General features: G+C 50.9%; 18 protein-coding genes and 1 pseudogene. 6 read left to right on the forward strand and 13 right to left on the reverse strand.

Annotated features, from left to right (window positions below; genetic code table 11):
• Nucleotides 1-3: 3 nt before the first annotated feature.
• Nucleotides 4-1,047: an L-glyceraldehyde 3-phosphate reductase gene (gene mgrA, locus IQ22_RS14930; protein WP_145143391.1), complete on the forward strand. Its 1,044-nt coding sequence runs from the start codon at nucleotides 4-6 to the stop codon at nucleotides 1,045-1,047.
• 51 nt (nucleotides 1,048-1,098) lie between these two features.
• Here the strand turns inward: mgrA and IQ22_RS14935 are convergent, their stop codons facing one another.
• Nucleotides 1,099-2,100 carry an MBL fold metallo-hydrolase gene (locus tag IQ22_RS14935; protein WP_145143393.1) on the reverse strand — a complete coding sequence of 334 codons (1,002 nt, stop codon included), beginning with the start codon at nucleotides 2,098-2,100 and terminating at the stop codon, nucleotides 1,099-1,101.
• A 267-nt stretch (nucleotides 2,101-2,367) separates the two neighbouring features.
• On the opposite strand from IQ22_RS14935, the gene IQ22_RS14940 reads away from it, so the two are divergent.
• Together IQ22_RS14940 and IQ22_RS14945 are read left to right on the forward strand one after the other, a co-directional pair.
• Nucleotides 2,368-3,537, forward strand: coding sequence for a zinc-dependent alcohol dehydrogenase (locus IQ22_RS14940; protein WP_145143395.1), 1,170 nt, complete (start codon nucleotides 2,368-2,370; stop codon nucleotides 3,535-3,537).
• Nucleotides 3,538-3,547: 10 nt separating this feature from the next.
• Nucleotides 3,548-4,177, forward strand: a complete 630-nt coding sequence (locus tag IQ22_RS14945) for a DUF4267 domain-containing protein (RefSeq protein WP_208733644.1) — start codon at nucleotides 3,548-3,550, stop codon at nucleotides 4,175-4,177.
• Nucleotides 4,178-4,228: 51 nt separating this feature from the next.
• On the opposite strand, the gene IQ22_RS14950 is transcribed toward IQ22_RS14945, so the two are convergent.
• The 6 genes and pseudogenes from IQ22_RS14950 to IQ22_RS14975 form a co-directional block, all read right to left on the reverse strand.
• Complete coding sequence (locus IQ22_RS14950; RefSeq protein WP_145143397.1) at nucleotides 4,229-5,425, reverse strand: NAD-dependent epimerase/dehydratase family protein; 1,197 nt, start codon at nucleotides 5,423-5,425, stop codon at nucleotides 4,229-4,231.
• Nucleotides 5,426-5,489: 64 nt separating this feature from the next.
• A pseudogene (locus tag IQ22_RS14955) lies at nucleotides 5,490-6,425 on the reverse strand (glycosyltransferase family 2 protein).
• A 103-nt stretch (nucleotides 6,426-6,528) separates the two neighbouring features.
• A complete protein-coding gene (locus tag IQ22_RS14960; protein WP_145143399.1) occupies nucleotides 6,529-7,698 on the reverse strand; it encodes a DegT/DnrJ/EryC1/StrS family aminotransferase in 1,170 nt (389 codons plus the stop codon).
• A gap of 515 nt (nucleotides 7,699-8,213) precedes the next feature.
• Nucleotides 8,214-10,394 carry a putative bifunctional diguanylate cyclase/phosphodiesterase gene (locus IQ22_RS14965; protein WP_145143401.1) on the reverse strand — a complete coding sequence of 727 codons (2,181 nt, stop codon included), beginning with the start codon at nucleotides 10,392-10,394 and terminating at the stop codon, nucleotides 8,214-8,216.
• Between the two features lie 91 nt (nucleotides 10,395-10,485).
• A complete protein-coding gene (locus IQ22_RS14970) occupies nucleotides 10,486-11,529 on the reverse strand; it encodes a formylglycine-generating enzyme family protein (protein ID WP_167654174.1) in 1,044 nt (347 codons plus the stop codon).
• Complete coding sequence (locus tag IQ22_RS14975; RefSeq protein WP_145143403.1) at nucleotides 11,526-13,220, reverse strand: arylsulfatase; 1,695 nt, start codon at nucleotides 13,218-13,220, stop codon at nucleotides 11,526-11,528. The genes IQ22_RS14970 and IQ22_RS14975 overlap by 4 nt, the downstream gene beginning before the upstream one ends.
• A 195-nt stretch (nucleotides 13,221-13,415) precedes the next feature.
• Here IQ22_RS14975 and IQ22_RS14980 point away from each other — a divergent pair, with 195 nt between their 5' ends.
• Nucleotides 13,416-14,702, forward strand: coding sequence for a tyrosine-type recombinase/integrase (locus IQ22_RS14980; protein WP_145143405.1), 1,287 nt, complete (start codon nucleotides 13,416-13,418; stop codon nucleotides 14,700-14,702).
• Nucleotides 14,703-15,199: 497 nt separating this feature from the next.
• On the opposite strand, the gene IQ22_RS14985 is transcribed toward IQ22_RS14980, so the two are convergent.
• Complete coding sequence (locus tag IQ22_RS14985) at nucleotides 15,200-15,931, reverse strand: amidotransferase (protein ID WP_145143407.1); 732 nt, start codon at nucleotides 15,929-15,931, stop codon at nucleotides 15,200-15,202.
• Between the two features lie 151 nt (nucleotides 15,932-16,082).
• Here IQ22_RS14985 and IQ22_RS14990 point away from each other — a divergent pair, with 151 nt between their 5' ends.
• Nucleotides 16,083-17,138, forward strand: coding sequence for an Ldh family oxidoreductase (locus IQ22_RS14990; protein WP_145143409.1), 1,056 nt, complete (start codon nucleotides 16,083-16,085; stop codon nucleotides 17,136-17,138).
• A gap of 190 nt (nucleotides 17,139-17,328) precedes the next feature.
• Here the strand turns inward: IQ22_RS14990 and msrP are convergent, their stop codons facing one another.
• The 5 genes from msrP to IQ22_RS15015 form a co-directional block, all read right to left on the reverse strand.
• On the reverse strand, nucleotides 17,329-18,336 hold the full coding sequence (gene msrP, locus IQ22_RS14995; RefSeq protein ID WP_145143411.1) for a protein-methionine-sulfoxide reductase catalytic subunit MsrP: 1,008 nt from the start codon (nucleotides 18,334-18,336) through the stop codon (nucleotides 17,329-17,331).
• Between the two features lie 202 nt (nucleotides 18,337-18,538).
• On the reverse strand, nucleotides 18,539-19,309 hold the full coding sequence (locus IQ22_RS15000) for a DNA-binding protein (RefSeq protein ID WP_145143413.1): 771 nt from the start codon (nucleotides 19,307-19,309) through the stop codon (nucleotides 18,539-18,541).
• Nucleotides 19,310-19,502: 193 nt separating this feature from the next.
• Nucleotides 19,503-20,027 carry an RNA 2',3'-cyclic phosphodiesterase gene (thpR, locus tag IQ22_RS15005; protein WP_145143415.1) on the reverse strand — a complete coding sequence of 175 codons (525 nt, stop codon included), beginning with the start codon at nucleotides 20,025-20,027 and terminating at the stop codon, nucleotides 19,503-19,505.
• A gap of 827 nt (nucleotides 20,028-20,854) precedes the next feature.
• Nucleotides 20,855-21,808 carry a hypothetical protein gene (locus IQ22_RS15010; RefSeq protein WP_145143417.1) on the reverse strand — a complete coding sequence of 318 codons (954 nt, stop codon included), beginning with the start codon at nucleotides 21,806-21,808 and terminating at the stop codon, nucleotides 20,855-20,857.
• Nucleotides 21,809-22,038: 230 nt separating this feature from the next.
• The gene (locus tag IQ22_RS15015) at nucleotides 22,039-22,536 is read right to left on the reverse strand and encodes a MarR family winged helix-turn-helix transcriptional regulator (RefSeq protein ID WP_145143419.1); all 498 of its coding nucleotides are present in this window, start codon (nucleotides 22,534-22,536) and stop codon (nucleotides 22,039-22,041) included.
• 94 nt (nucleotides 22,537-22,630) lie between these two features.
• On the opposite strand from IQ22_RS15015, the gene IQ22_RS23940 reads away from it, so the two are divergent.
• Entirely contained in the window at nucleotides 22,631-23,266 is a 636-nt protein-coding gene (locus tag IQ22_RS23940; protein WP_342212456.1) for an MFS transporter, read from the forward strand.
• Nucleotide 23,267 lies beyond the last annotated feature (1 nt).

Below are 23,267 nucleotides of genomic sequence, written 5' to 3' on the forward strand. Positions count from 1 at the left end.
GTTTTGAGCTATACGGCCGCTACTACACGTTACGAAACCATGCCTTACCGCCGGGTCGGCAAAAGCGGGTTAGTCCTGCCTGCGTTGTCTCTGGGACTATGGCATAACTTTGGTGACACCACCCCTATCGACACTCAGCGAGCCCTGCTGCGTACTGCATTCGATTTGGGAATCAATCACTTCGATCTTGCCAATAATTATGGACCTTCCTACGGAAGTGCCGAAACCAACTTTGGCCGAATCCTGCGGGAAGACTTCAAGGCCTATCGCGATGAACTGATCATTTCCAGTAAAGCCGGTTGGGATATGTGGCCTGGGCCTTATGGCAAGGGCGGAGGTTCGCGCAAGTACGTGCTGGCAAGTTTAGATCAGAGCCTCAAGCGCCTGGGTGTCGATTACGTTGATATTTTCTATTCCCATCGCTTTGATGCCAACACACCGCTGGAAGAAACCGCTAGTGCATTAGCTACAGCGGTGCAGCAGGGCAAAGCGCTTTACATCGGCATCTCGTCCTATTCTGCTGGTAAAACGCGAGAAATGGCGGCGCTGCTGCGCGAGTGGAAGATTCCACTGCTGATTCATCAACCGTCCTACAACTTGTTCAATCGTTGGATCGAAAAAGACCTGCTGGCAGCTACCGAGGAGGTTGGTGCGGGCGTTATCGCTTTCACGCCGCTAGCCCAGGGGTTGCTGACAGGAAAGTATCTCAATGGCATTCCAGAAGATGCCCGAGTCAACCGCCCTGGCGGCGCCTCGCTGCGTCCGGAACATTTGTCCGATGACAATATTGCCCGTGCCCGTGCGCTCAATGAGATCGCCCAGCGCCGCGGCCAGAGCCTGGCCCAACTGGCACTTGCCTGGACCCTGCGTGATCCCCGCGTAACGTCAGCCTTGATCGGAGCCAGCCGACCCGAGCAATTAAAGGAAAATGCCGGTGCGTTGAGCAACCTGGCATTCACGGCAGAAGAGCTAGCCGATATTGACCAGTACGCCGTAGAAGGGGGTATCAACCTATGGGAGAAGCCGTCGACCGATAACCCTGTCTGACCTTATCCGCCAGGGCTCGGCTATTCGATCCCTGGCGGATAGAACACCTTTTTATTCCGGCACTACTGGACTGTACTCAACCGGCACCCAGTTATAGCGGCCTGTACCCTGGGCCTGTACATGGCCTATCCCTGGAAAAGGTAGATGCGCACCCGCAATCCAGGGTTTTTGCTCTGCGGCTTCGGTCAGCACACGTTTACGCGTCTCAACCGCTTGAGAAACGTTTATGTCGAATTCGATGGCAACGGAAGGATCGGCGAATTGCAAGGTATGGTTATGGATAATATCGCCCCAGAACAGGATGTTCTGTCCATTGGACGTGAGTTGATACCCCGTGTGGCCCGGTGTATGCCCATAACTGGGCATGGCCTTGAGGCCAGCCGGGAGCGTATCGCCCTCTGTAAATGACGTGAATTTACCTGCCGCACCGTAAACGTCAGCAACCTTCTGGCTGACCTTGAACGATACCTGATTGGCCTCCGGTAGCTTGGACATAATGTTCTTGTCCAACCAGTAATTGGTATCGTTTTTGGGCATATATACGTGGGCATTGGTGAAGACAATCTTGTCTTGCTTGTCGAGCAGGCCGCATGAGTGATCGGCATGTGAATGAGTCAGCAAGACCGTATCTATCTGCTCAGGCTTATAGCCAGCCGCTGCCAGGTTCTTTAGCAAATGTCCCGCCGAGTCAATGCAGGCGCCGCTGCCCGTATCGATCAGTACGAGCTGTTGCCCCGTGTTAACAAGAAACGCATTGACAGCCGTTCCTACCTGAACTGTTCCGTCTTTACCTGTCCTAAGTGGAGCGAACAGGTTTTCCAGACGGGATTTGATAGTGTCAGCATCTGTGTTCCGGAATTTCTCAAGCGGGGGATAGACGAATCCGTCATTCAGGGCCGTGACTTCTAAATCACCCACTTTCATTCGGTAATAGCCTGGTACTTGCTCGCTGTGCATCGACACCGGGGCCGCCAGGGCGACCGGAAGCGGAAGGGCTAGAGTGATAAATGCGGCTACACAGGCGCGACGAGTTGTAGATGGCATTGATGTCATTGTTATTTCCCTTGATGTAACCAGTGAGAGGGGGAAACAGCTCATACCCAAACGGCAACTGCCTGTTTGAGCATAGAGCTTTTTGCAGCAAAACTCTGCCATTGAACACACTGGCCACTTTCAGATGAACTTTTCCACGGCTTTCTAATGTCCCAATAACATTACGCCAAGGGAATGGCTTTGCTCATAAGCCCGCCCCATGTCCCATACAGGAGGGACGCTTCACGCAGTTGGTGTCGGGTTTTACCCAACATAGGAAGGAAGCACATGAAAGCACTCTGTTGGCATGGCAAGAACGATATCCGCTACGACACCGTTCCTGATCCTAAGATCGAACATCCTCGCGATGCCATCGTCAAAACCACCAGCTGCGCCATTTGTGGCTCGGATCTGCACCTGTACGATCATTTTATTCCCGGCATGGAACATGGCGACATCATGGGCCACGAGTTCATGGGGGAAGTAGTCGAGGTTGGGTCTGAGAATAAAAAGCTGAAGGTGGGTGATCGTATCGTTGTCCCATTCACCATTATTTGCGGCGAATGTGATCAGTGTAAGCGCGGTAACTTTTCCGTCTGCGAGCGAACCAACCGCCGTAAGGATCTTGGTGATAAAGCCTTTGGGCATGCTACTGCTGGCCTGTTCGGCTATTCGCATCTGACGGGAGGGTATGCTGGTGGGCAGGCCGAGTACGTCCGTGTGCCGTTCGCTGATGCGACCCACGTAAAAGTACCCAGTACCCTGACCGATGAGCAGGTCTTGTTTCTGGGCGATATCTTTCCTACCGGTTGGCAGGCTGCCGTCCAGTGTGACATCCAGCCTACTGATACCGTTGCCATCTGGGGCGCAGGCCCGGTCGGTCAGTTCTGTGTCCGCAGTGCTGTGCTGCTTGGCGCCAAGCAAGTTGTCATGATCGATAACGTGCCGGAACGGCTACTGATGGCCGAGGCGGGCGGTGCAATCACAATCAACTTTGATAACGAAAGCGTTATCGAACGGCTAAACGAGCTTACCCAGGGCAAGGGTCCTGAGAAATGCATTGACGCCGTTGGCCTGGAATCCCATGCAACCCGCTCGATTGATGCGGTGTATGACCGGGTCAAGCAGGCCACCATGATGGAGTCTGATCGGCCTCATGTCCTACGAGAAATGATCTATGTATGCCGTCCAGCCGGTGTGCTCTCGATTCCCGGGGTATATGGCGGACTGGTTGACAAAATCCCTATGGGCGCTTTGATGAATAAAGCGCTTACTGTTCGTACCGGACAAACCCACGTCAACCGCTGGACAGACGATCTGCTCCGGCGTATCGAAGAAGGGCAGATTGATCCGTCCTTTGTTATTACCCATACGGTTGGTCTCGACCAGGGACCCGAGATGTACCAGACCTTCCGGGACAAACTCGACAATTGCATCAAGGTCGTGCTGAAACCTTGAGGGGGACACCATGAACTACCTCGAACATGCCTCGACACCTCGCCAATCGTCGCTGGCGCCTTCCGATAAACTGGCACGTGGGCTCGGCTTTTATAGTTTGGGGCTTGGGCTTGTGGAGTTGCTTGCCCCACGGGCCATGACACGGGCACTGGGCATGGAAGGCTCCGAAAATCTGGTACGGGCTTATGGCGCACGTGAAATCGCCAGCGGCATTGGCGTGTTAAGCGATAATCCTGTTCCGGCGCTCTGGAGCCGTGTCGCCGGTGACGCGCTCGATTTGGCTACGCTGGCTACGGCTCTGTCGGACGACAACCCTAAGAAGGGAAACGTTAAAATAGCCATGGCTGTTGTGTTGGCTACCGCCCTGGTCGATGTGATGGCAGCCAAGTCTTCGACAGCCTTGCATGTCCGGCCTCGCCGAATGCCCATAGTGGACTATAGCGACCGGACCGGCTTTCCCAAGCCTGCTGAGGCAATGCGCGGCGCTGCCAAGGACTTCGAAACGCCACCCGATATGCGGGCAGATATCGGAACCGGACAACGGCTGGAGCCAATGCAACGAGATCTTGTCAGCCGGACGCCAGCCAACACCGACCCGGTAGGACAACCGCCTGCCATGAACAATCAGGTTGGTTTGTAGGGCAACCTCTAAACAATAAGCCTGCTCATGTGCAGGCTTATTTGAGCCCGGTTACTGCAACATCCAGAAGCGTGAATTATTACTGGCCATCAAGCTGGCCATGGATAGGTAAGACAGATTCGCAGTAGTTGCTGCCTCTGCCTGCGTACAGGTACTTCCCATGCAGGCTTCGACGGCCTTACGTACCTCGGTCATCAAGGGCGGCCGCACCTTAAAGAAAAACTCGTCGCGGATAAATGATGTCTGGAGCGTATGGCAGTGGTCCGGCAAGGTATCGGGCGGCACTTCCTTGATCAGGTCACGGTAGTGAGAAATACCCTTGGGTTTATAGTCACTGACTTCATCGAGTGCTGTACAAACAGCCTCGACCAATTCACGGTCATGGATACACCGGTAATGGCCGATACTGTAACGTTCGCCTGTCTTGCCATGAAGCGCCAACAGCATGAACGACTCGGGGTAGTTGTTCAGGTGTGGATAGAGTTCGGTAGCACCGTGGCTGCTGCTGGTATGGACAGGTAAGGTTTCGCCCGCAAAGCTGCTGCGAATCATGTCTGGTAGCGCCTGTCGAACCAGCGGGTGAAGTCCTTGATCACCTACGCAGTAAACGGCCATGACAGGCAAGCCGAACGTACGGTGCCAAGCCAGAGCAATACGGGCCGGGTGAGCTTTGGAGCTGGCATGCAGCGCCAGGTCATCATTTTCGTAGGCATTAGTGTTTGCTTCTTCAAGCCCTGCGGTGCAGAGATACAGGAAGCGAAAACCAGCCTTACGTACCGCTGGCAATGTGTTCCAGTAATGACGGGTACATTCGAGTAACTGGCTGGTTATCTGCAGATTACTATGTTGGCGATGCAGCATTGGCATCTGGCAATCAACTCCACCCGGGGTAGAGCACAGATAGAAGACGGCGTCCGGCTGGAACTCATCCAGCGCCTGGCGCAAGACAGCTATATCCACTAGAGCGCCAGCATAAAAGTGATAGCGAGACGGCTCGCCTGAGACATGTTGAACCGGTGCCGCGCCGGAATCCAGATTGGCCACCTGGGCTTGGGTGTTGGCTAACAGGAAATGCGTGATGGACGCGCCGAGCGGGCCCGATCCGCCAATCAGCAGTACACGCTTTAGGGTGCGCACGTCCGCCCGATTGTCCTCATGAGTCGCATAAGAGCCAAATAGATATTTCAGAGAGGTATTCTCTGATGATATATCAGCTTCGTGGCGCATCGCTCCTCCATGCTTTTTCATAGTTGGATTCCTTGTAAGGCTTTTTACCAGGATGCGTCGGCAACGTAGCGGTTATCGACGATGCTCAGTACACGGTTTTGAGAGGCTTGAGGCTGTTGAGCAGGCTTAGACTTATATTGCGCAGAATGCTGGCCAGCGCTTGAGGTTTTTGGTTCTTCGGAAGAGAGGCGAAAGACAATTCGAAGACCTTACCCAAGAAAAAGTAATAAAGATCGAGATCTTCAATCCGGTGGTAGTAAGTCGCTAGGCAGCACTGAGTATGCAGGTCCATCTGCAGTCTTGTTTGCTAGGTACGCATCGAAAAGATGCCACCCTCATGTATGCGATAGGCTGCCGGCTTTATTTCAGCTAAGTATTTTCCTTTGCCATATGCACCCAGCAGGGACCGCCAACAGATGTCCATCAGTTTGGCGGTATATAACTCAGGGGGCAGCTCCTGAATCTTATTGCGGAAGCAGACGGTCAGGGTAGATAGCGGATGGGCCTGCTTAAGTTCCAGGGCGCTAAGATCACGGTGATCCTGGCCCTGGAACCGATGTTGCTCCACGATGCCACTGCTGTTGAATACATACGAATCATGATAGGTAATGACGTAGTCAGGATTCTGCTCCAAGAAGTCGACTTGGATCTGTAGCTTCAGCGGGTCAGTCCAATAGTCATCGCCCTCGCAATAGGCGATGTAATCGCCACGCGCAAGCGCAAAGAGTTGAATACCGTAGGGAACGCCTTGGCTGTACTGGTTTTCCTTGCGAAAGATCGGCTTGATAAGGGTGGGGTAGCGTTCAGCATAGGAGCGAATCACGTCTTGAGTACCATCGTCCGAAGCATCGTCATTGACCAGAATTTCAAAGCGGAAGAGGGTTTCCTGCATCAGGAAACCCTCTTCCGCCTCGGCAATATACGGTGCGTGATTGTAGGTCAGACAGACAATGCTTACTAAAGGCGTGCGTTGCTCCGGGTCCCAATGCCGCATGACATCCTGTTCTGTCCTTAAGTGCATAGCCATCACTCAGAGGTCTATAAGTAAAAGGCAAACCGGTGCCGCGACCAGCATCACGGACTGGCCAAGTAAAGGTATGGAAAAGGTAATAAGTGACTGGAAGTCAGTGTGTTGAGCCGGTAACACTGGGAAGCGCAGAGGCCAACAGTTGAGCCGGTGGTACCGGCAGTTTAGAGATTGCCGGAAAGGGTAAATAATTGGCGTGCTCCTGGAGCATCACGGCGATAATCTGCTCTTGTACCTCGGCTTCTAAATCCGGATAAATCGGCAGGCACAGGATGCGCTGGCTCAGACTGCGAGAGCGGGGCTGTGCAGGTTGTGGCTGCAGATAGCTCAGCGTATCAAGCGATGGGTAGAAATACCGTCGAGGAAATATTTCCATCCTGTTCAAGGCGGCCTTGGTGCGCAGCAGATGCTGTTCGTTGAGCAGGGCGACAGGAAAATAACTGTAATTGATCTGACTGCCCAGAGTCGCCAACTGAAGATCGAATCGATCGGCCAGAGCTTCCTCATAACGGCGTCCGATCTCGGCACGACGGGTTAAAATGCTCTCGATATCATCGAGGATGCACAAGCCCATGGCGGCTGAGAACTCGTTGAGCTTGGCATTTACACCAATGCCTTCAATATGCTCAGCATCGACGATTCCAAAATTGATCATGAGCCTGATACGAGCAGCCAGGGCATCATCGTTAGTAATGATCGCGCCACCTTCGATGGTATGGAAGAGTTTGGTGGCATGAAAGCTGACTGTACTGAGGTCGCCCCAGTGATAGACCGAGCGCCCCTTGTATTGGACACCAAAGGCATGAGCCCCGTCGTATATCACCTTAAGCTTATGCCGGCGGGCAACCTGCTCGATGCCTTCCACATCGCATGGGTTACCGAACACATGGGTCGCCACGATGCCAGTCGTATCAGGAGCGAGATTCTTCTCGATCTCAGCGGGTGAAAGGTTCCAGGTTTCTTCGTCAATGTCAGCGAAGATAGGACGTATACCTTCCCATTTCAATGTACTGGTCGTAGCGACAAAACTGAACGGCGTCGTAATCGCACTACCGGTTATGTTTAAAGCCCGATAGGCCACTTGCAGGGCAATGGTCCCGTTATTGGTCAGGATGACGTGACGGACGCCCAGGTAATCACACAGGCGTTGCTCAAGCTGCCTGAGCAACGGCCCCTGGTTGGTCAGCCAGCCAGACTGATAGATCTCGTCCACATAACGCAAGAACCGGTTCTTACTACCTAGATACGCTTTCGTTACATTGATCATGTTCCACTCCATTGAATAGGGGTATTCCTTAAAAACATTTGATGTCACGTGAACCGCACTACATAGCCGTGACGAAACCGCCATAAGAGCAGGCACAGGCCATCGTCTCTGTACAAAAAAGTCCAAATGGAATAGTGAAGACCTTGCCAGTAAGCGGCAGGCCGGTATGGCATTCAAAGAATACCGGGCATGACTAAGAGATCTGCCCGACAGGGGAAAACATCATGTGTATCGAATGGACAATGCTACCGCCAAGTCATCAAGACCAGGCCTGAACAGCAAGAGGAGGTGCATCTGGAGGAGGCGTTAGGAGGGAAACTAGTCCTTGGCCGCAACGCTGCTATCCGTGTGGCTAGATAGCGTTTCGCTTAAATAATTATCCCGGTATACAAATATCGTCAACCTCTTTTCGTAAAAAAGGTCAGGCTTGTAAAGGATGACGTTTGGGCTAAAAGTATGATGAAGAGATAACCTGTTGTTATTCATGACAAAGGGCAGCGGACTTATGGTGCCGTTCAGGCACTCTTGAACGTCTGAAAATCATTAACAACTTTTTTCTGTAGCAGTGCCGTCAATGCCTCTAGTGGAAGAGGGCGGCTCGGTAGAAATCCCTGAGCCAAGTCGCATTGATTGTCCATCAGAAAACTGACCTGCTGTTCGGTCTCGACACCTTCGGCAATGACCTGCAACCGTAGCTTATGACCCATGGCGATAATGGCCTGGGCAATGTCAAAGTCCAGCACATCCTGTGGAATATCCTGAATGAAGGAGCGATCGACCTTGATGGCGTCCAGAGGCAACTGGCGTAGATAAGCTAATGATGAGTACCCCGTGCCGAAGTCATCAATTGCCAATCGGATGCCAAGGGAGCGCAGCTGTTCGAGCTGAGCGATGCAGTGGTCGACATTTTTCATCAGAGCGTTTTCTGTAACTTCCAATTCTAGGTAGCGTGGCTCGAGTTGAGCGTCACTTAGAATCTGCTTGACCTCACTAACCAGTGATTCGCGTTCAAGGCTACTAGCACAGCAGTTCACAGCCATCCGTAACTGAGTAAACCCCAGCCGGTGTAGCTTCTTAAGATCAGAACAAGCGCGTTGCATGGCCCAACGGTCGATATCTACGATAAATCCGTTGTTCGTTGCGATATCAATAAAATGCCCAGGCAGCAGCAAGCCTTGCTCTGGATGATTCCAGCGCACAAGTGCTTCGAGATGACAAATCGCCCGGGTTTTGAGATCGAACACTGGCTGGTAGTGCAGTGTCAGCCCATCATGAGTAAGCGCGTACCGAAGCTCTTCCTCTATTTGCAGCTCTTGCATGGCTTTGCTCTTGAGCTGTTCCTGAAAGAAGTGAACAGTGTTCCGCCCGCTCGCCTTGGATTTGTATAGTGCTAAATCGGCATGCTTGATCAGGTCCTCAGCGGTATCGCCATCCTGAGGGAAAATGCTGGCGCCAATACTGGTGGTGACGACCATCTTGCGGCCTGCCAGTACTATGGCTTCCTTCATCTTGGTCAAGATTCGCTGAGCTAGCTGGGCTGCTTCCTGGCTATCCGAAACATGCGCAAGAACACAGAATTCATCACCTCCCAGGCGCGCGCTCATGTCCTGCTCGCGAAGAGCGCTACGCAGCCGATGCGCCACGACACGCAACAATTCATCACCCGCATCATGCCCTAGTGAATCATTGATCCGCTTGAAATTATCCATATCTAGAAACAAGAGCAACATAGGTGTGCCTGCTTGCCGATGCGCGTCCATCCGTTTCTGAATTTCCGTATTGAAGGAATGACGGTTATGCAGTCCCGTCAGGGCATCGTAATGGGCTAAGTTATGCAAAGAAGCTTGGGTATTATCAAGTTCGAGCAAGAGCTTGTTCACCCGCTCCAAATCCAGTCGTTGACGCTCAAGCTTACGGCCCGCCCAGACGGCAATAAGACTGCAGCCTGTGATGATCAGGGCAATAAAAGCGGTTGAGATCCCCAAGTATGTTTGAGTAGTGGATGCGTATTCTGGTGAAGGTACTGGCGGGGTAGCAGGTAGCGTGAAGGTAACCGCCGCCATTCCGCTGAAGTGAATGGAGATAATGGCTGCTCCCAGTGCCAGGCTAGCCAGTAACTTCAGTAGAAAAGGGAAGGGCTGATCCGGCTTGCGAAAGCGCTTGATAAGCAGCATGGCCCCTAAACTGACCACTAGGGAAAGTACAATCGAGAAAAGGAAAAGCCATGGGTTGTAATAAGCCACAGCAATGGACCGCATAGCAGCCATACCGGTGTAATGCATGACAGCAACACCGATGCCAACACAAATCCCGGCCCCGATATAGTTATGACGGGTCAGGGCAGGGCGGCTGATAAGCGTCATGGCTATCAACGCAGCTATAACCGAGATGAATAATGAAATAGCTGTCAAACGGTGATCGTAAGAAACCGTCACTGGCAATTGAAAGGCTTGCATTGCCAGGAAGTGCATCGTCCAGACCCCACCCCCCAAGCAAAAAGCACCGATCAGACGCCACAGAATTCGAGAGCGGTGGGTATCGGCAATTGCAACATCTGCCAGGCTTAACGTCGCGTAGCCGGCTACTGAAGCAATCACGTAGGAGATGATCACAAGAGCAGCGGTATGGCTGTATTCGACAGGCGTAAGACCGGCACCATAGAGATCTGAGATGAAGCGAATACCTAGCCAGTCCACTACCTGTTACCACCTTATAGACTCTGGTTTATTTTTTTGAGTCTAGGTGAGTTATATAGGTTCGCAGATAAACCGCTGGAGTGTTCAAACGTTACTGTAAGGGTGCCCCTCGAGAAACTGTTCTGAACCCAATATGAGACGTGCCCAAATAAGTTACCTGTGGTTGTCTGGCAGAGGGCCTATACCGAAGACAGTAATTGGAGCTGCATAGATGAGAGCCTCCCTTAATGACTTTGACAGGAACACCAGGTTCTCTTGGGTCCAGGCTGGTATCCGGACCTTCGGGGTTATGAGAGTCAGACTCCTCATGTCCAGGACGATACCAGGTTCGTGTAAGCTCCCAAACGTTGCCACCTGTATCAAAAAGGTTAAATCCATTGGGTGGATAGCATCCCACCGGCGACGTACCGCGATGCCCATCCGCCCCAATATCGTTAAAAGGAAAGTCTCCCTGCCAAGTATTGGCCTGCGGATGTGTATGGTCGAGCGGCGCGTTTCCCCAAGCATAGTCCGCGTCTTGAAGACCACCCCGGGCGGCATATTCCAGTTGAGCCTCACTAGGCAGTTCTCGACCAAGCCATTCAGCGTAAGCCTTGGCATCATCATATGTCACATGAACCACAGGGTGGTTCATGCGGTGCTCGATCGAGCTGCCAGGACCATCAGGATGCCGCCAATCAGTACCTGCTAGAAAGCGCCAACCCGGCCGCTCGCTGGCGCGTGAAAAGACCAGCGAGCCCGGCACAGTTGCCTCAAAGGGCAGGCCCTGTGCCGCCTCGCCACTCAAGCCTCGCTCGGCCTGAGTGCGGTAGCCTGTTGCCGCTACAAACCGTGCGAACTGGGCATTGGTTACAGGATGACGATCGATCCAGAAGTCATCAACCGAGACGGTCCGGGCAGGGCGTTCTTCGGGATAGAACCGCTCCGAGCCCAGCGTGAAGCTTCCTCCGAGAAGCAAGACCATGCCAGCGAACTCCTGGCCCTGCTGGCCTAGCGGAATTCCGCTATAGGTTTCGCAAAGATAGGCCGGCAGTTCTGCCTGCTTAGCCATAGCCTGATATCGGTGTATGGTACCTATACCAAGCAACAGGGCTAAACCAACACCCAAAGCTGCTTTGGATTTAAGCGATTTCATAGAGCTGGTGCCTTGTCTGCCGAGCGGACTAGCGCAGGGAAGTGTGGAACGCCATGCTTATCAACCGAAATATTGTTGCTCTGGGCATATTGGCGCCAGTCCATCAGTAGATCCTTCACTTGGTCTGGTCGCTGCGGGGCTAGATCGTTCTGCTCCGAGGGGTCTACCGATAGGTCATAAAGCCGCCACTGTTTACCGGTAGCCTTGGGGGCATAGACAAGTTTCAGGTTGCCTCGACGTAAGGCTGCCGAGCCGTCCTGTTCCCATCCCATAGCCCGTGAAGATCCATGGATACGCGGCTCAACTCCGCTTAAATAGGGCAGCATAGAGCTACCTTGAGGGGGCACGACTGCTCTGTTCTGGTAGCGAATCCCAGGATGCTCGACCCCAGCTAATTCCAAGAATGTGGGCATGACATCCCGAGCACTTGCAAACTCTCGAGAAACGCCTTTTGCAATTCGGGCGGGGAAATGGACAAAGGCAGGTACGCGGATGCCGCCCTCAAAAATAGTTTGCTTATAACGTCGCCCAGGCTGTGCGCTTACTTGCGCCCAAGCAGGACCATAAGTTACGAAAGAATTGGGTCGCCCTATATTTTCAAGGCTATTGTCGAAATTCTGCTTCTCAACCCAGGCAGATACGGCCTTTTCACGACTCACTGCTTCAGGGCCATTATCGGACATAAACAAAATCAAGGTGTTGTCGTATTCACCGGTCTCTTTCAAATGCTCAAGGAGACGACCTATTTCATGGTCCAATGAGTCAACCATCGCGGCGTAAGCCTCCATGGTACGAGCTGAGCGACGTTTTTCTTCATCAGAAAGGGTATTCCAAGCCGGTACGTTTTCGAACACGGCCTTACCTTCAAAATCAGCCGGTAACAGCCCCAGTTTTTTTTGCTTGGCGAGACGCTCTTCAGCAATAACCTCATACCCCTGATCGTAGCGGCCTTTATATTTTTTGAGGTAATCATCCGGCGCTTGTAAAGGCCAGTGCGGTGATGTGTAAGCGGCAAAGGCGAAAAATGGCTTATTTTCCTGATGAGCGGCGCGAGTAGCATCGATCAGACGGTCAGTGAAATAAGTAGTGGAGTAGTAGGTATCAGGAAGGGAGAGCGGCTGGCCGTTGTGCACGAATGTAGCAGAGTAGTTTGGCATGATTGCCATTTCAGTCTGCTTGAAATTGGCAGCACCGCCTTCAAGCACAACATAAGATTCTTCAAACCCTCGGTTTTGCGGTTGTTGTTCAGGGAGTTTCCCCAGGTGCCATTTGCCGGCGATGAATGTTTTATAGCCAGCGTCACGCAGCAGTTCAGCCAAGGTCACCGCTTCGCCTTGTAACGTACCTTCATAGCCAGGGCGTATGGTTTGATTTGCGAACATCCGATCACGAGTTTCCACCATCATACCTATACCCGATAGATGCTGATCATTGCCAGTCATGAGCATCGCACGGGTAGGGGAGCAGCTGGGGGCGCTATGAAAATCCAATAACAGGCGCCCCTCAGCAATCAACTTATCAAGATTTGGTGTATTGATTTCGCTGCCCATGGCGCCTAGGTCGGAATAGCCAAGGTCATCTGCAACAAGCAGAAGGATATTTGGCTGGTGCCGGGGAGGTGTTTCAGCTGCAGCAATCAAGCTAAGGCTAAAGCAAATGGAGGCTGCTATTAGTTTGGGGAGTGCCTTCATTGGGGGCTCCTTATTTTTGTATGCCCATAGACGTAATTATTTTTCTAAACAGCAATGCGGCTTTGGAATAGTTAATCAAATTAACTTCTTTGTCAAAAGGAACTAGTAATCTGTCGCATGCTGCATAATTTCCGATTACGTCCATAATCGGAAATTTGTTATACTAAAAACTCTTCTCTTTTTGTAACCTCAGTCATGTCGTTGCCTAGTATTTCACCGCAACCGTTATTCGATACGTACAGTCGTTTCCTAGGGCTTTCTATTGCCTCGTTCGAAGCTGAACATACGGCTATCCTAGACTTTCTCCAACGCCTGGAAAGCCATGTTCCTGCAAAGGCCGATTATGGGCATGTGCGGGAATTCTTGAGGTCTTATGCCGGCTGGGAAACCACGTTTAAGGCTTATCGGACCCAGGTTGAAAGGCTCTTATTATGGAGTTGGCTTAAGGAAGGGAAGTCCATTCTTTCCCTACGTCGTCAGGATGCCGAGGCCTTCCTGGCCTTCAGCCAGGAACCAGACGAAACGTGGGTTGGGACTTCAGTGCGCCGTCGCTTCCTTGAGGTAGATGGTGTAATGCAGCCTAATCCGCAGTGGCGCCCCTTCGGTATTCAAGGCAACAAGGCTTCGCGCAAACTCGCTGCTGAAACAGGAAGTGAGGAGATTACCTCCGAACGTTATGAAATGGCGCAAGGCTCACTGAAGCAAGTCTTTGCCATCTGCAGCTCTTTCTTCGATTACCTGAACGACCAGGACGTACTGGTTGGCAATCCCTTCCGGGCCATCAAGCAAAAGAGCCGCTTCTTCCAAAAAAAGGCCAAGGCGGCCAGCGGTAAAGTACTTGATCGTTTGCAATGGGAGTTCGTGATTGAGACAGCTGAATGGATGGCCAATGAGGACCCGGAACGATACGAACGCACTCTTTTTATCGTAGCCACGCTGTTTTCGCTTTATCTGCGAGTTTCCGAGCTATCCGGACGACCCGGCTGGTTCCCCACCATGGATGCCTTTCAGAAAGATCCTGATGGTTCCTGGTGGTATGTTGCTATTGGGAAAGGCAACAAGGAACGCCGCATTTCCGTTAGTGATGAAATGCTCGGCTATCTCAAGCGCTACCGAGCCTTCCGTAATCTGACACCACTACCATATGCCGGCGATCCGGCACCGCTGCTGACCAAACATAAAGGCCAAGGCGGTCTGACGGATCGTCAGATTCGTAATCTGGTGCAGGAGTGTTTCGACATGGCACTGCAGCGTATGCAAGAGGAAGGACGCAGTGAAGATGAAGTCTCTAATCTCCGCGCAGCTAGCGCACACTGGCTTCGCCATACCAGTGCAACCTACGATGCACCGAATCGTCCGCTTAAACACTTGCAGGAAGATTTGGGACACGCCAAGGCAAGTACAACTCAGGATATTTACTACAACGCCATTAATCAGGAACGAGCGGCTTCAGGAAAGTATCGACGCATGAAGGAGCAGTGAAAGTGCTTTCCAAGGAATGTGAGGTTTCATAGCGCTGCCCCTTGCCTTAGCTTCCATATTATTTAACTTCGCATAATGTATATTATGTTAAATTGGATAATATGGAAGGCTGCATCTATCCCAACTTCCTCTCGAATACCTAACTGGTTCAGGTACCCGCCTTTGCCGTTACCTCTGCTTTAGTAGATATCCAAAGTAGATTTCCAGCTTTTCTCAAACACGATCTACATAAGCGTTCGGCAAAAGCTATGAACACGCCGCTTATCTTTCCTGAAACCAACCAAAGAAGTAACCAATGCGGCGACAACACTCTGTCGGCTTTTAAGCTCCTGGCCGTTTTCGCCTCAGCCTGATTTTCTTTTTCAACCAATTAAGAAACTTGGGCTTGAAGCTAGGTATCTTGAGCTCATCAAATGGATTGGATTTAACCAACTCATAGTCAAGTCTGTATACCTAGCTTAAGGTAACAGCCAACCAACCAAGCCCTCTAAGGAGCGTCAAGTAATAGAACGAACCTTGCTACGCTCAAGTATGAAGTTCAGCATCCATTGAGCTATTACTTGCCCTTGGTGTGAGCGCTCTAGACTCGTGACAGCCTGTTCATAGCGCTCCGGCGAAAAACTGGATTGGCGCTTAACCAGCAGTTGATAAGCATAGTCAGGCGTAAACTCCGGGTGTCCCTGAACGCCAAGGACTCGATCATCCAAGACAAATACTGCATGGGGGCAATAATCACTGCTCGCCACGCACTGTGCATTAGGCGGCAGGCTCGTAACTTGATCCTGATGCGACACTATCAGCGATACATCCTGTAGCGGCGGACTCTGCCAGGCATAGCTTTGAACGATATCGAAGCGCTGTACGCCTAGTCCCCAGCCACCAGCAGCTCGCTCTGCCACACCTCCCAATGCCAAGGCCAATAACTGGTGGCCAAAACAGACGCCTAGAAGCGTATCGCCTCTGTGGTAGCGTTCTTGTACATATTCTTTCAACCGAAGGATCCACGGTTCCGTCCCAAAAGAGTCAGCCTTGCTGCCAGTAATGAGATAAGCGTCGAAGCGGGTCCCATCGGCTGGGTATTCGCCATTGACCACGTTGAAAACACTAAACGTCACGTCGATGGACACCGTGTCGAACAGGCGTATAAACATGGCGGCGTAACCGTCATAACGTTCGGCCAGATCGGGAGGAAGAATGTCGGTTTCGAGGATGCAGAGTGAGAGCGGCATAAAATAAGAATGATCGACAAGGAAAATACGGATAAATGCAAGAATACTTTAAGCGCCTGCCATAAGTAACACTGCTTCAATTAGATTATGGCTTCTATAAAGGGCTCGATCACAACGCTTCAATAATAAATCCACCCCTGAAGGAAGTTTCATGACTGCCATAGATTCAAGTCAGCAACATGCCTATGACAAGGTCGACACTGTTCACATGACGCTTGAGGAAGTACGTGCTTTATCGACACGCGTACTGGAGCATTATGGCTTTACTCGCCCTCATGTTGAGGCGGTAACGGAAACCTTAGTGGCTGGTGAGCGTGACGGCTGTTCATCGCATGGACTGTATCGGTTGTTGTCCTGTATCAATACGCTCAAGGCTGGCAAGGTAGCGCCTGATGCCACTCCCGAATTACATGACATAGCACCGGCACTTTTAAGGATTGATGCCAAGGGTGGATTTTCTCAGGTAGCCTATCTAACAGCCCTGCCCCATTTGATCGACAAAGCCAAAGCACTTGGTATTGCTGCTCTTGGTATCAATCACTGTGCTCATTTTTCTGCCTTATGGGCTGACATTGAACCGCTAACTGATGCAGGCCTAGTCGCGTTCGCCTGCACACCTAGTCACGCGTGGGTTATGCCCGCCGGGGGAAGTAAGCCGTTATTTGGAACGAACCCCCTAGCCTTCGGCTGGCCACGCCCTGATAAGCCTGCCTTTATTTTCGACTTTGCGACAAGCATGGTGGCTCGTGGAGAGATCGAATTGCACCGTCGCGCTGGCAAGCCTATTCCCGAAGGCTGGGGAGTCGATGCTGAAGGAAATCCATGTACCGACCCTGCTACCGTACTCGATCATGGCGCAATGCTGACTTTTGGTGGACATAAGGGATCTGCCTTGGCTGCTATGGTAGAACTGATCGCCGGCCCTCTTATTGCTGACATGACCAGTGCGGAATCGCTGGCTTTTGATGCTGGTGCGAAAGTTACTTCAATGGGCGGTGAGCTGATTATTGCCATTGATCCACATCGGTTTTTAGGGGCGCAGGCAGAGACCGAATTAGCCAGAGCAGAAACACTGTTCGAGTCGATGGTTGCTCAGGGGGCCCGTCTACCCTCTCAACGACGATATCTGGCACGTGAAAAAAGTATCCGTGAAGGTGTTTGGATATCTAAGACGCTTTATAACGACATCTGCAACTTGATTCGTTAATTGTTCTAAAAGGAGCCGTTTCCAGGCTCCTTTTTATAGCCTTTAATGCCCTTTCAAGTTCACTTTCTGATTACTTAGATCTCTTGTTAGTTAGATTTTGTTATTTAATATAGGGCTGGTATTATTTGTTAATATTCGACAAGTATAGAATCCAGATGAAATGGCACCTCATTTGAGTGCATGCTTAGGTTCAGTAGTTTTTGGCCAAATCCATACCACTGTATAGGCTAGCTACTTCTTCATACCCATTGAACATAAGCGTATCGCGTACATTAGGGCTGAATAAGCCACTTGGTAAACGCCTCTCCTGCGCTTGACTCCAACGCGGATGATCTACGTTAGGATTGACGTTGGCATAAAAACCATATTCGTTAGCTGCCATTGCATTCCATGTAGTGTATGGCTGCTGTTCAGTCAGGCTGATACGAACAATGGACTTGATGCTTTTGAAACCATACTTCCATGGCACCACTAAGCGCAACGGCGCTCCATTCTGATTAGGCAGCTGTCGCCCGTACATGCCTACCGCCAGAATGGTTAACGAATGCATAGCCTCGTCCATGCGCAACCCTTCTCGATAAGGCCATTCGAGCAGGCCAAAGCGGGACCTCTGGCCTAGCATATGCTCCGGATCCTTTAACGTTTCGAAAGCTACGAACCGGGCTTTGCCTGTAGGTTCAGCACGCGTAATTAGATCGGCCAGTGGAAACCCCAGCCAAGGAATGACCATGGACCAAGCCTCAACACAACGTAGCCGGTAAATACGCTCCTCCAGCGTATGGGGCTGAATAAGATCCTCCAGGCTATAGCGCCCCGGCTTGCCTACCTCGCCATCTATGACTACCGTCCAAGGCTCAGTAGGCATACGATCAGCATTAGCTGCCGGATCGTCCTTGTCCGGGCCGAATTCATAAAAGTTGTTGTAGTGGGTAGCATCAGTGAAAGGCGTAATGCTTTCTCCCTGAACATCGACCGCTTTCCAGCGAATGCTTTCCCGCTTTTGCATAAACCAGTCAGGCGCAGCGCCTGGATCATCCACATCGTAGTTTGAAGCAGCCGCACTGGCCCATGATGGTATTGACGCAACAGCCAACGCTGTTGCGCTGAGCGCCATAAAACGCCGGCGAGCCAGATAAATGGATTCAGGCGTGATTTCTGAAGGCAGGCACAGGGAGCGCGAAGGTATTTTTATTAACATACGGCCTCTTACTTAGCGGATGACTTACAAAAGCTGCACGGCAAAATACTTACTGCTGTGACCGCAGGCTCTTGACCCAAGCTTCTCGTTCGGACCCGCCCTACCCGGCTTGATTGCTTGATTGCTTGATTGCTTGATTGCTTGATTGCTTGATTGCTTGATTGCTTGATTGCTTGATTGCTTGATTACAGCCTATGGTTCCTCAAGTCGGCCCTGTCTGCAGATATCCTTCAAGTTTAGCGATTTGTCTAACTAGATCAGTATTTTTTTGCTGCTCTGTTTCAAGCCGCTGGGCTAGACGAAGATTTTCGCTACGAAGTTGCTCGAGATCAGCCACCAAACGCGCTTGATAAGCGCGCAGATCATTAGCCGCTGATGCATGCTGCTCTTGCTCTTGGGCCCGCTGCCGCTGAACGGCTTCCTGAAAGGCCTCTAGTGCATCGCGTGCCGTTTTCAACTCGCTTGAAAGTGTCTCGATGCGTTGCCCTCGAGTAGCCGACTCTCTCTGACTGTATGTTAAATCAACCGCCTGCCTGGCCAGTTCGTTATTGGCCGCGTTGTATTTTTCAGAATACTCCCTGGCCATAGACTCTGCTCCGGCCAGCCGCATTTCCAGATCGCGATTTTTTTCCTGCAAACTGGAAAGACGTTCATTGGCCAACCGGAGTTTTTCTGCCATAGCCTGTTCGCCAGCCTTGAGCGCGGCTTTTGCACCTTCAGCTTCCAGTCTGGCAATCTGAATCAGTTTATCTTCCAGCTGGGCAACAAGCTCAGTGATATCGCGACGAATACGGCCAGCGGGGCCGGTCATAGTTTGTCGATCTGCTTCTATCTCTTTCTTGAAGCGCTGGATGGTTGTAAATGACCCTCCTATCAACACGCGAATGTCAGGCACCGTAACGGATTTGCCCTCTTTCTCCAGCATCTCGATAGCATGCTGCACATCCGCCTTACTAATACCTGAGCGACTCATTATTACTCTCTTTACGTAATACGTATTATTAAAGATACCCTGAAATGGCTATTGGGGATATAAGCAGCTAAATGGATTTTCAATGAACCAACGTAGCTAACAACTCTATTCGCTTGGATTTGCAGTATGATTTATTTTAGATCTTATTATAGGGCTGGTATTACTCGAAACAAGATCTGATAATTGGATTTTCTCAAGGACCATTAGATGTCATTGGCCACTCCTTGAGTTTTAAATAAAGCGATCTTCCTCCATCATTTTTTGACATGTACAAAACGAAACGGTCAACCGTCCAGGAGATCGATGGCGCCTGCTTTGGTCGAGACGGGCTTTTACGTGCGATTGTTAAATGCGCCTTGTAGCGACGCGTGTCGATCTTGTAACCGCTCTGTGTTAGCCGCTCCGCCATTTCTTTAGCCAGATACTCTAGGGCGACAGGCTTATGAGTAGGCAATAAACAAATCAATCCATGCGCCCAACATTCAAACCTATCCAGTGTTATTTCAAAGCAAGACGAGTGCAGGCTCTCCCCTATTTGCAATAGTTCATTGAGCCTGGCTTGAGGTATTTCACCTAAAAAGGCGAGCGTTATATGTAAGTTCTCAGCAGGAATCAGACGCCCTTTTAGCTGCTCGCGTAAGCCCCAGGCTATGACCTCCCTGGCAGCACGATCCGGACATGGCAATCCAAAAAACAACCTTACGTGCTCGGCGCTCATAATAACCTCCGCCTCTGGTTATAGCCCTCCAGATAAGACCTTGTTATCTGAAAAACAGGTTTAGTAGTGGCTCGCCCTGCTTTCCTCTTGTGCCTTCCTAAACGTCGTATATCTATTCAAAAAACCATATTCAGGATGGCTTGAAAGAAATGACGGCTTAGTTATTTGCAATGATTTTGGCTGCCCTTTTCTCGGCTTTGGATCTTATGCAAGAGGCCTCACCCTATATTGTAGTGTAGTAAAAATAATGCTACAAAACCATTGACACACCCATGCTATAACGGCAATTCATCCCTATTTCCTCCAGCCAAAAGGCCCAAAAGGCCAAAAAGGCCTTTTTTATTACGATACAGGCAAACCCTTGACCGTTTTGCGTAGTAGATACCAGCAAGTCACTACAAGGGTTACTGCAGGAACGGATATAGCTTTAGGGATTGGTCTGGCCTGACGAAGGAGCCTGCAAAGGTTATGCTCCCTCGCGTCTTGTCATCCTCTCTTTGAACCCGCCGGCGCCAGAGGAATTTGAAAAACAAACGCCTAATATGCAGGTACGTCTAAGAACGTATCACAGAGAAAAGGTTATGTGGGCAAAACGGCTGCGGCAGATGATAATTTCGTGAAACGCCTGTATGGCTGCCTGCTAGAGCACTGGCAAGCTGCGCGCAATAGCGCCAACGTGCGCTACATAGACCAGCACTGTTGATAACAAAACACCCCTTTTTGTTCTTTCAAGGGGTGTTCTTGAGTTTCAATAAAGCATCTTGCAAAAGCATTTGAGTTAGATAGCTGTCAGCTGCAACTCTTGGTGCCTACAAGCATATCTACCGTCAGAGAATTTCTACCCCTTCGCACTTGTAGTCTCCAATAAAGAGATCCTCCTGTAGGACTTCTCCCTCTAAATTGAAGCAAAACAGGTAGCTTTGTCTTTGGTCGCCAATCTCAATGCTCTTTAAAGCAATACACTCATCGGGATGCCCCGGTAGTATTTTCAGAGAGGAAATCCCACGGTCTGCTAACCGATCTCCTACAGGCACTGTACGGATTTTGCTGAAATCTTCATTAGCGATTACCAGGATATTGGAACCCCGCTCACGCTCGTCAATTATTTCGTCAAAAGGCTCGGTTGATATCTTGCGCGGGAAGAATAACCACTCGCGTCGATAAGGATGCCACTCTGCAGCCTCATGGATAACATAACCCTCCTCTCCTACCTCAAGCACATCGCGAATGCGCTGATAGCGATCATGCCAATCAACACTTGTTACGCCATAAGTGTTATCTAGAATTTTTACCCACTCTTCAGCAGAGTTCTTTCCGTGGCTACCCACGATTAGCTGATCGCCCCACAGGGTTGCCCATTCACCCTTGAAACCTTTGAAACTCTCGTCTCCACTGCCAGTCATCAAAATCTGCCTCGGTACCAACTGATTCTGGTTTCGTATCTCGCAGAGAAGCCCTGTGCGGTCATCAAACGTTACCAGTCGCTTGCCAAACATCACCAATTCGGAAAACTCTGCACCTCGACCGCCTTCGGCAATAAGACTAATCAACTGATGCTCCCCTCCTTGCTCTGGGGGAATACTTTCCAACTTATAGTGAATACGGCCAGTCTGGCTGTCCTGATATCGATAGAGACGGTCGTATCGAAGGGTAGATGTCCAAGCAATTTGGCCATCCTCAAGCTCTATCTGAGAGGCATGATCTTCATCCGTGATGATGGCTAATAAATATTCGCTAGTATCGCTTCCGTAGCGTTCGATACGTTGAAGGTCTGCACTCATACGAATAGCTCACTGGATGAAAAGGGTCGGCCCGACTTTTTGAGGTCGATTTCTATTAGAGAATCGTTTTCTAAAAGATTTTAAAGGCGAAGGCCAGATGCGCGGGGCTCTAGGCTTTGAAGGAAATTTGATCGCCCTTACTGCGAGTCTGCCCTGTCTCCTTAGTTCATTGTTGCGACAAGGGCTAACACGAGTATTTCTAAAAGGTTAACCAGGCTTTTAGATAAGCTCTAACTTTCCACCTCTAGGTTTCCTATAAGTTTGCCTAGAAGCTTATCAAGTTGGCTCTGCTCGGCTTCAGTAAGACCCGATAAAACCTTACGCTCATTTTCTATATGCAGCGCCATCAGTTCATCAATCAGTGTTATCCCTTTGGCGGTTAGCGCAACCAAGGTTCCGCGTCGGTCGGTTGGGTGTCGCTTTCTTTCTATAAATTCAGCCCGCTCCAGCCTGTCTATTCGGTTAGTCATTCCCCCTGAAGAAATCATTGCTGCTTCATAGAGAGCCGTAGGCGTTAGTGCATACGGCTCTCCCGATCGCCTGAGCGTAGCCAACACATCGAACTCGCCTGGATGAAGGCCGTAGCGAGCAAAGAATGGGTTGAGATGATCACGCGCGATGATTAAGGCGGCTTCACCTAATTGTCCTACTACCTGCATAGGAAAAGGGTCCAGATCAGGTCGCTCCTTTCGCCACTGCTCAACAGCTTGTCTGGCACGATCACTCATCTCTTATCTCCTATAAATATATCTTGATATTAAGACACATGACGCTAAGGTAAATACTAAAAGTATTTCTTGCAAGCCTTAAAAGGACACGGCTATGCCTACCATCTCAGTGACATCAACGCACAAGCATTCCGAGTGGCCCGTTATCATGGCCATTCTTCTGGTTGCCTTAAACCTCCGGCCAACTCTGGCCACCATTGGGCCTTTGCTAGATGAGATTCAGCACGCTACAGGGTTAGGCAACCGTCAGGCTGGGCTTTTAACGACGCTTCCTGTACTGGCTATGGGTATCTGTGCGCTGCTTGGTGTTCTTCTGCACCGGTCTTTAGGTGAGTATCAAGGTGTAGCCTTGGGCGCCGGCTTGATTAGCACCGCTTGCGCGCTTCGCTGGGCATTGGAGGAGTCGACAGGACTCATCGTAACGGCAGGCCTGGGTGGGCTAGGTATTGCATTAGTTCAGGCCTTGTTGCCTGGCTATATCAAACGATACTTTCCCCAAAAAACCGGCCCTCTAATGGGGCTTTATACAACTGGCATCATGGGAGGTGCCGCTGTTGCAGCAGCGTCTGCTGCCCCTTTATCCCATTATATTGGCTGGATCAACGTACTGGCTCTCTGGGCCATTCCAGCTGCGCTCTCTACGCTGATCTGGTTGAAGATAGCAGTTAACAAACCTATGTCGATTGGCACAGACTCGGTCCGTTTGCCATTTCAATCCAAACGCGCCTAGC

This window comes from Pseudomonas duriflava (assembly GCF_007830155.1).
Lineage (GTDB): Bacteria > Pseudomonadota > Gammaproteobacteria > Pseudomonadales > Pseudomonadaceae > Chryseomonas > Chryseomonas duriflava.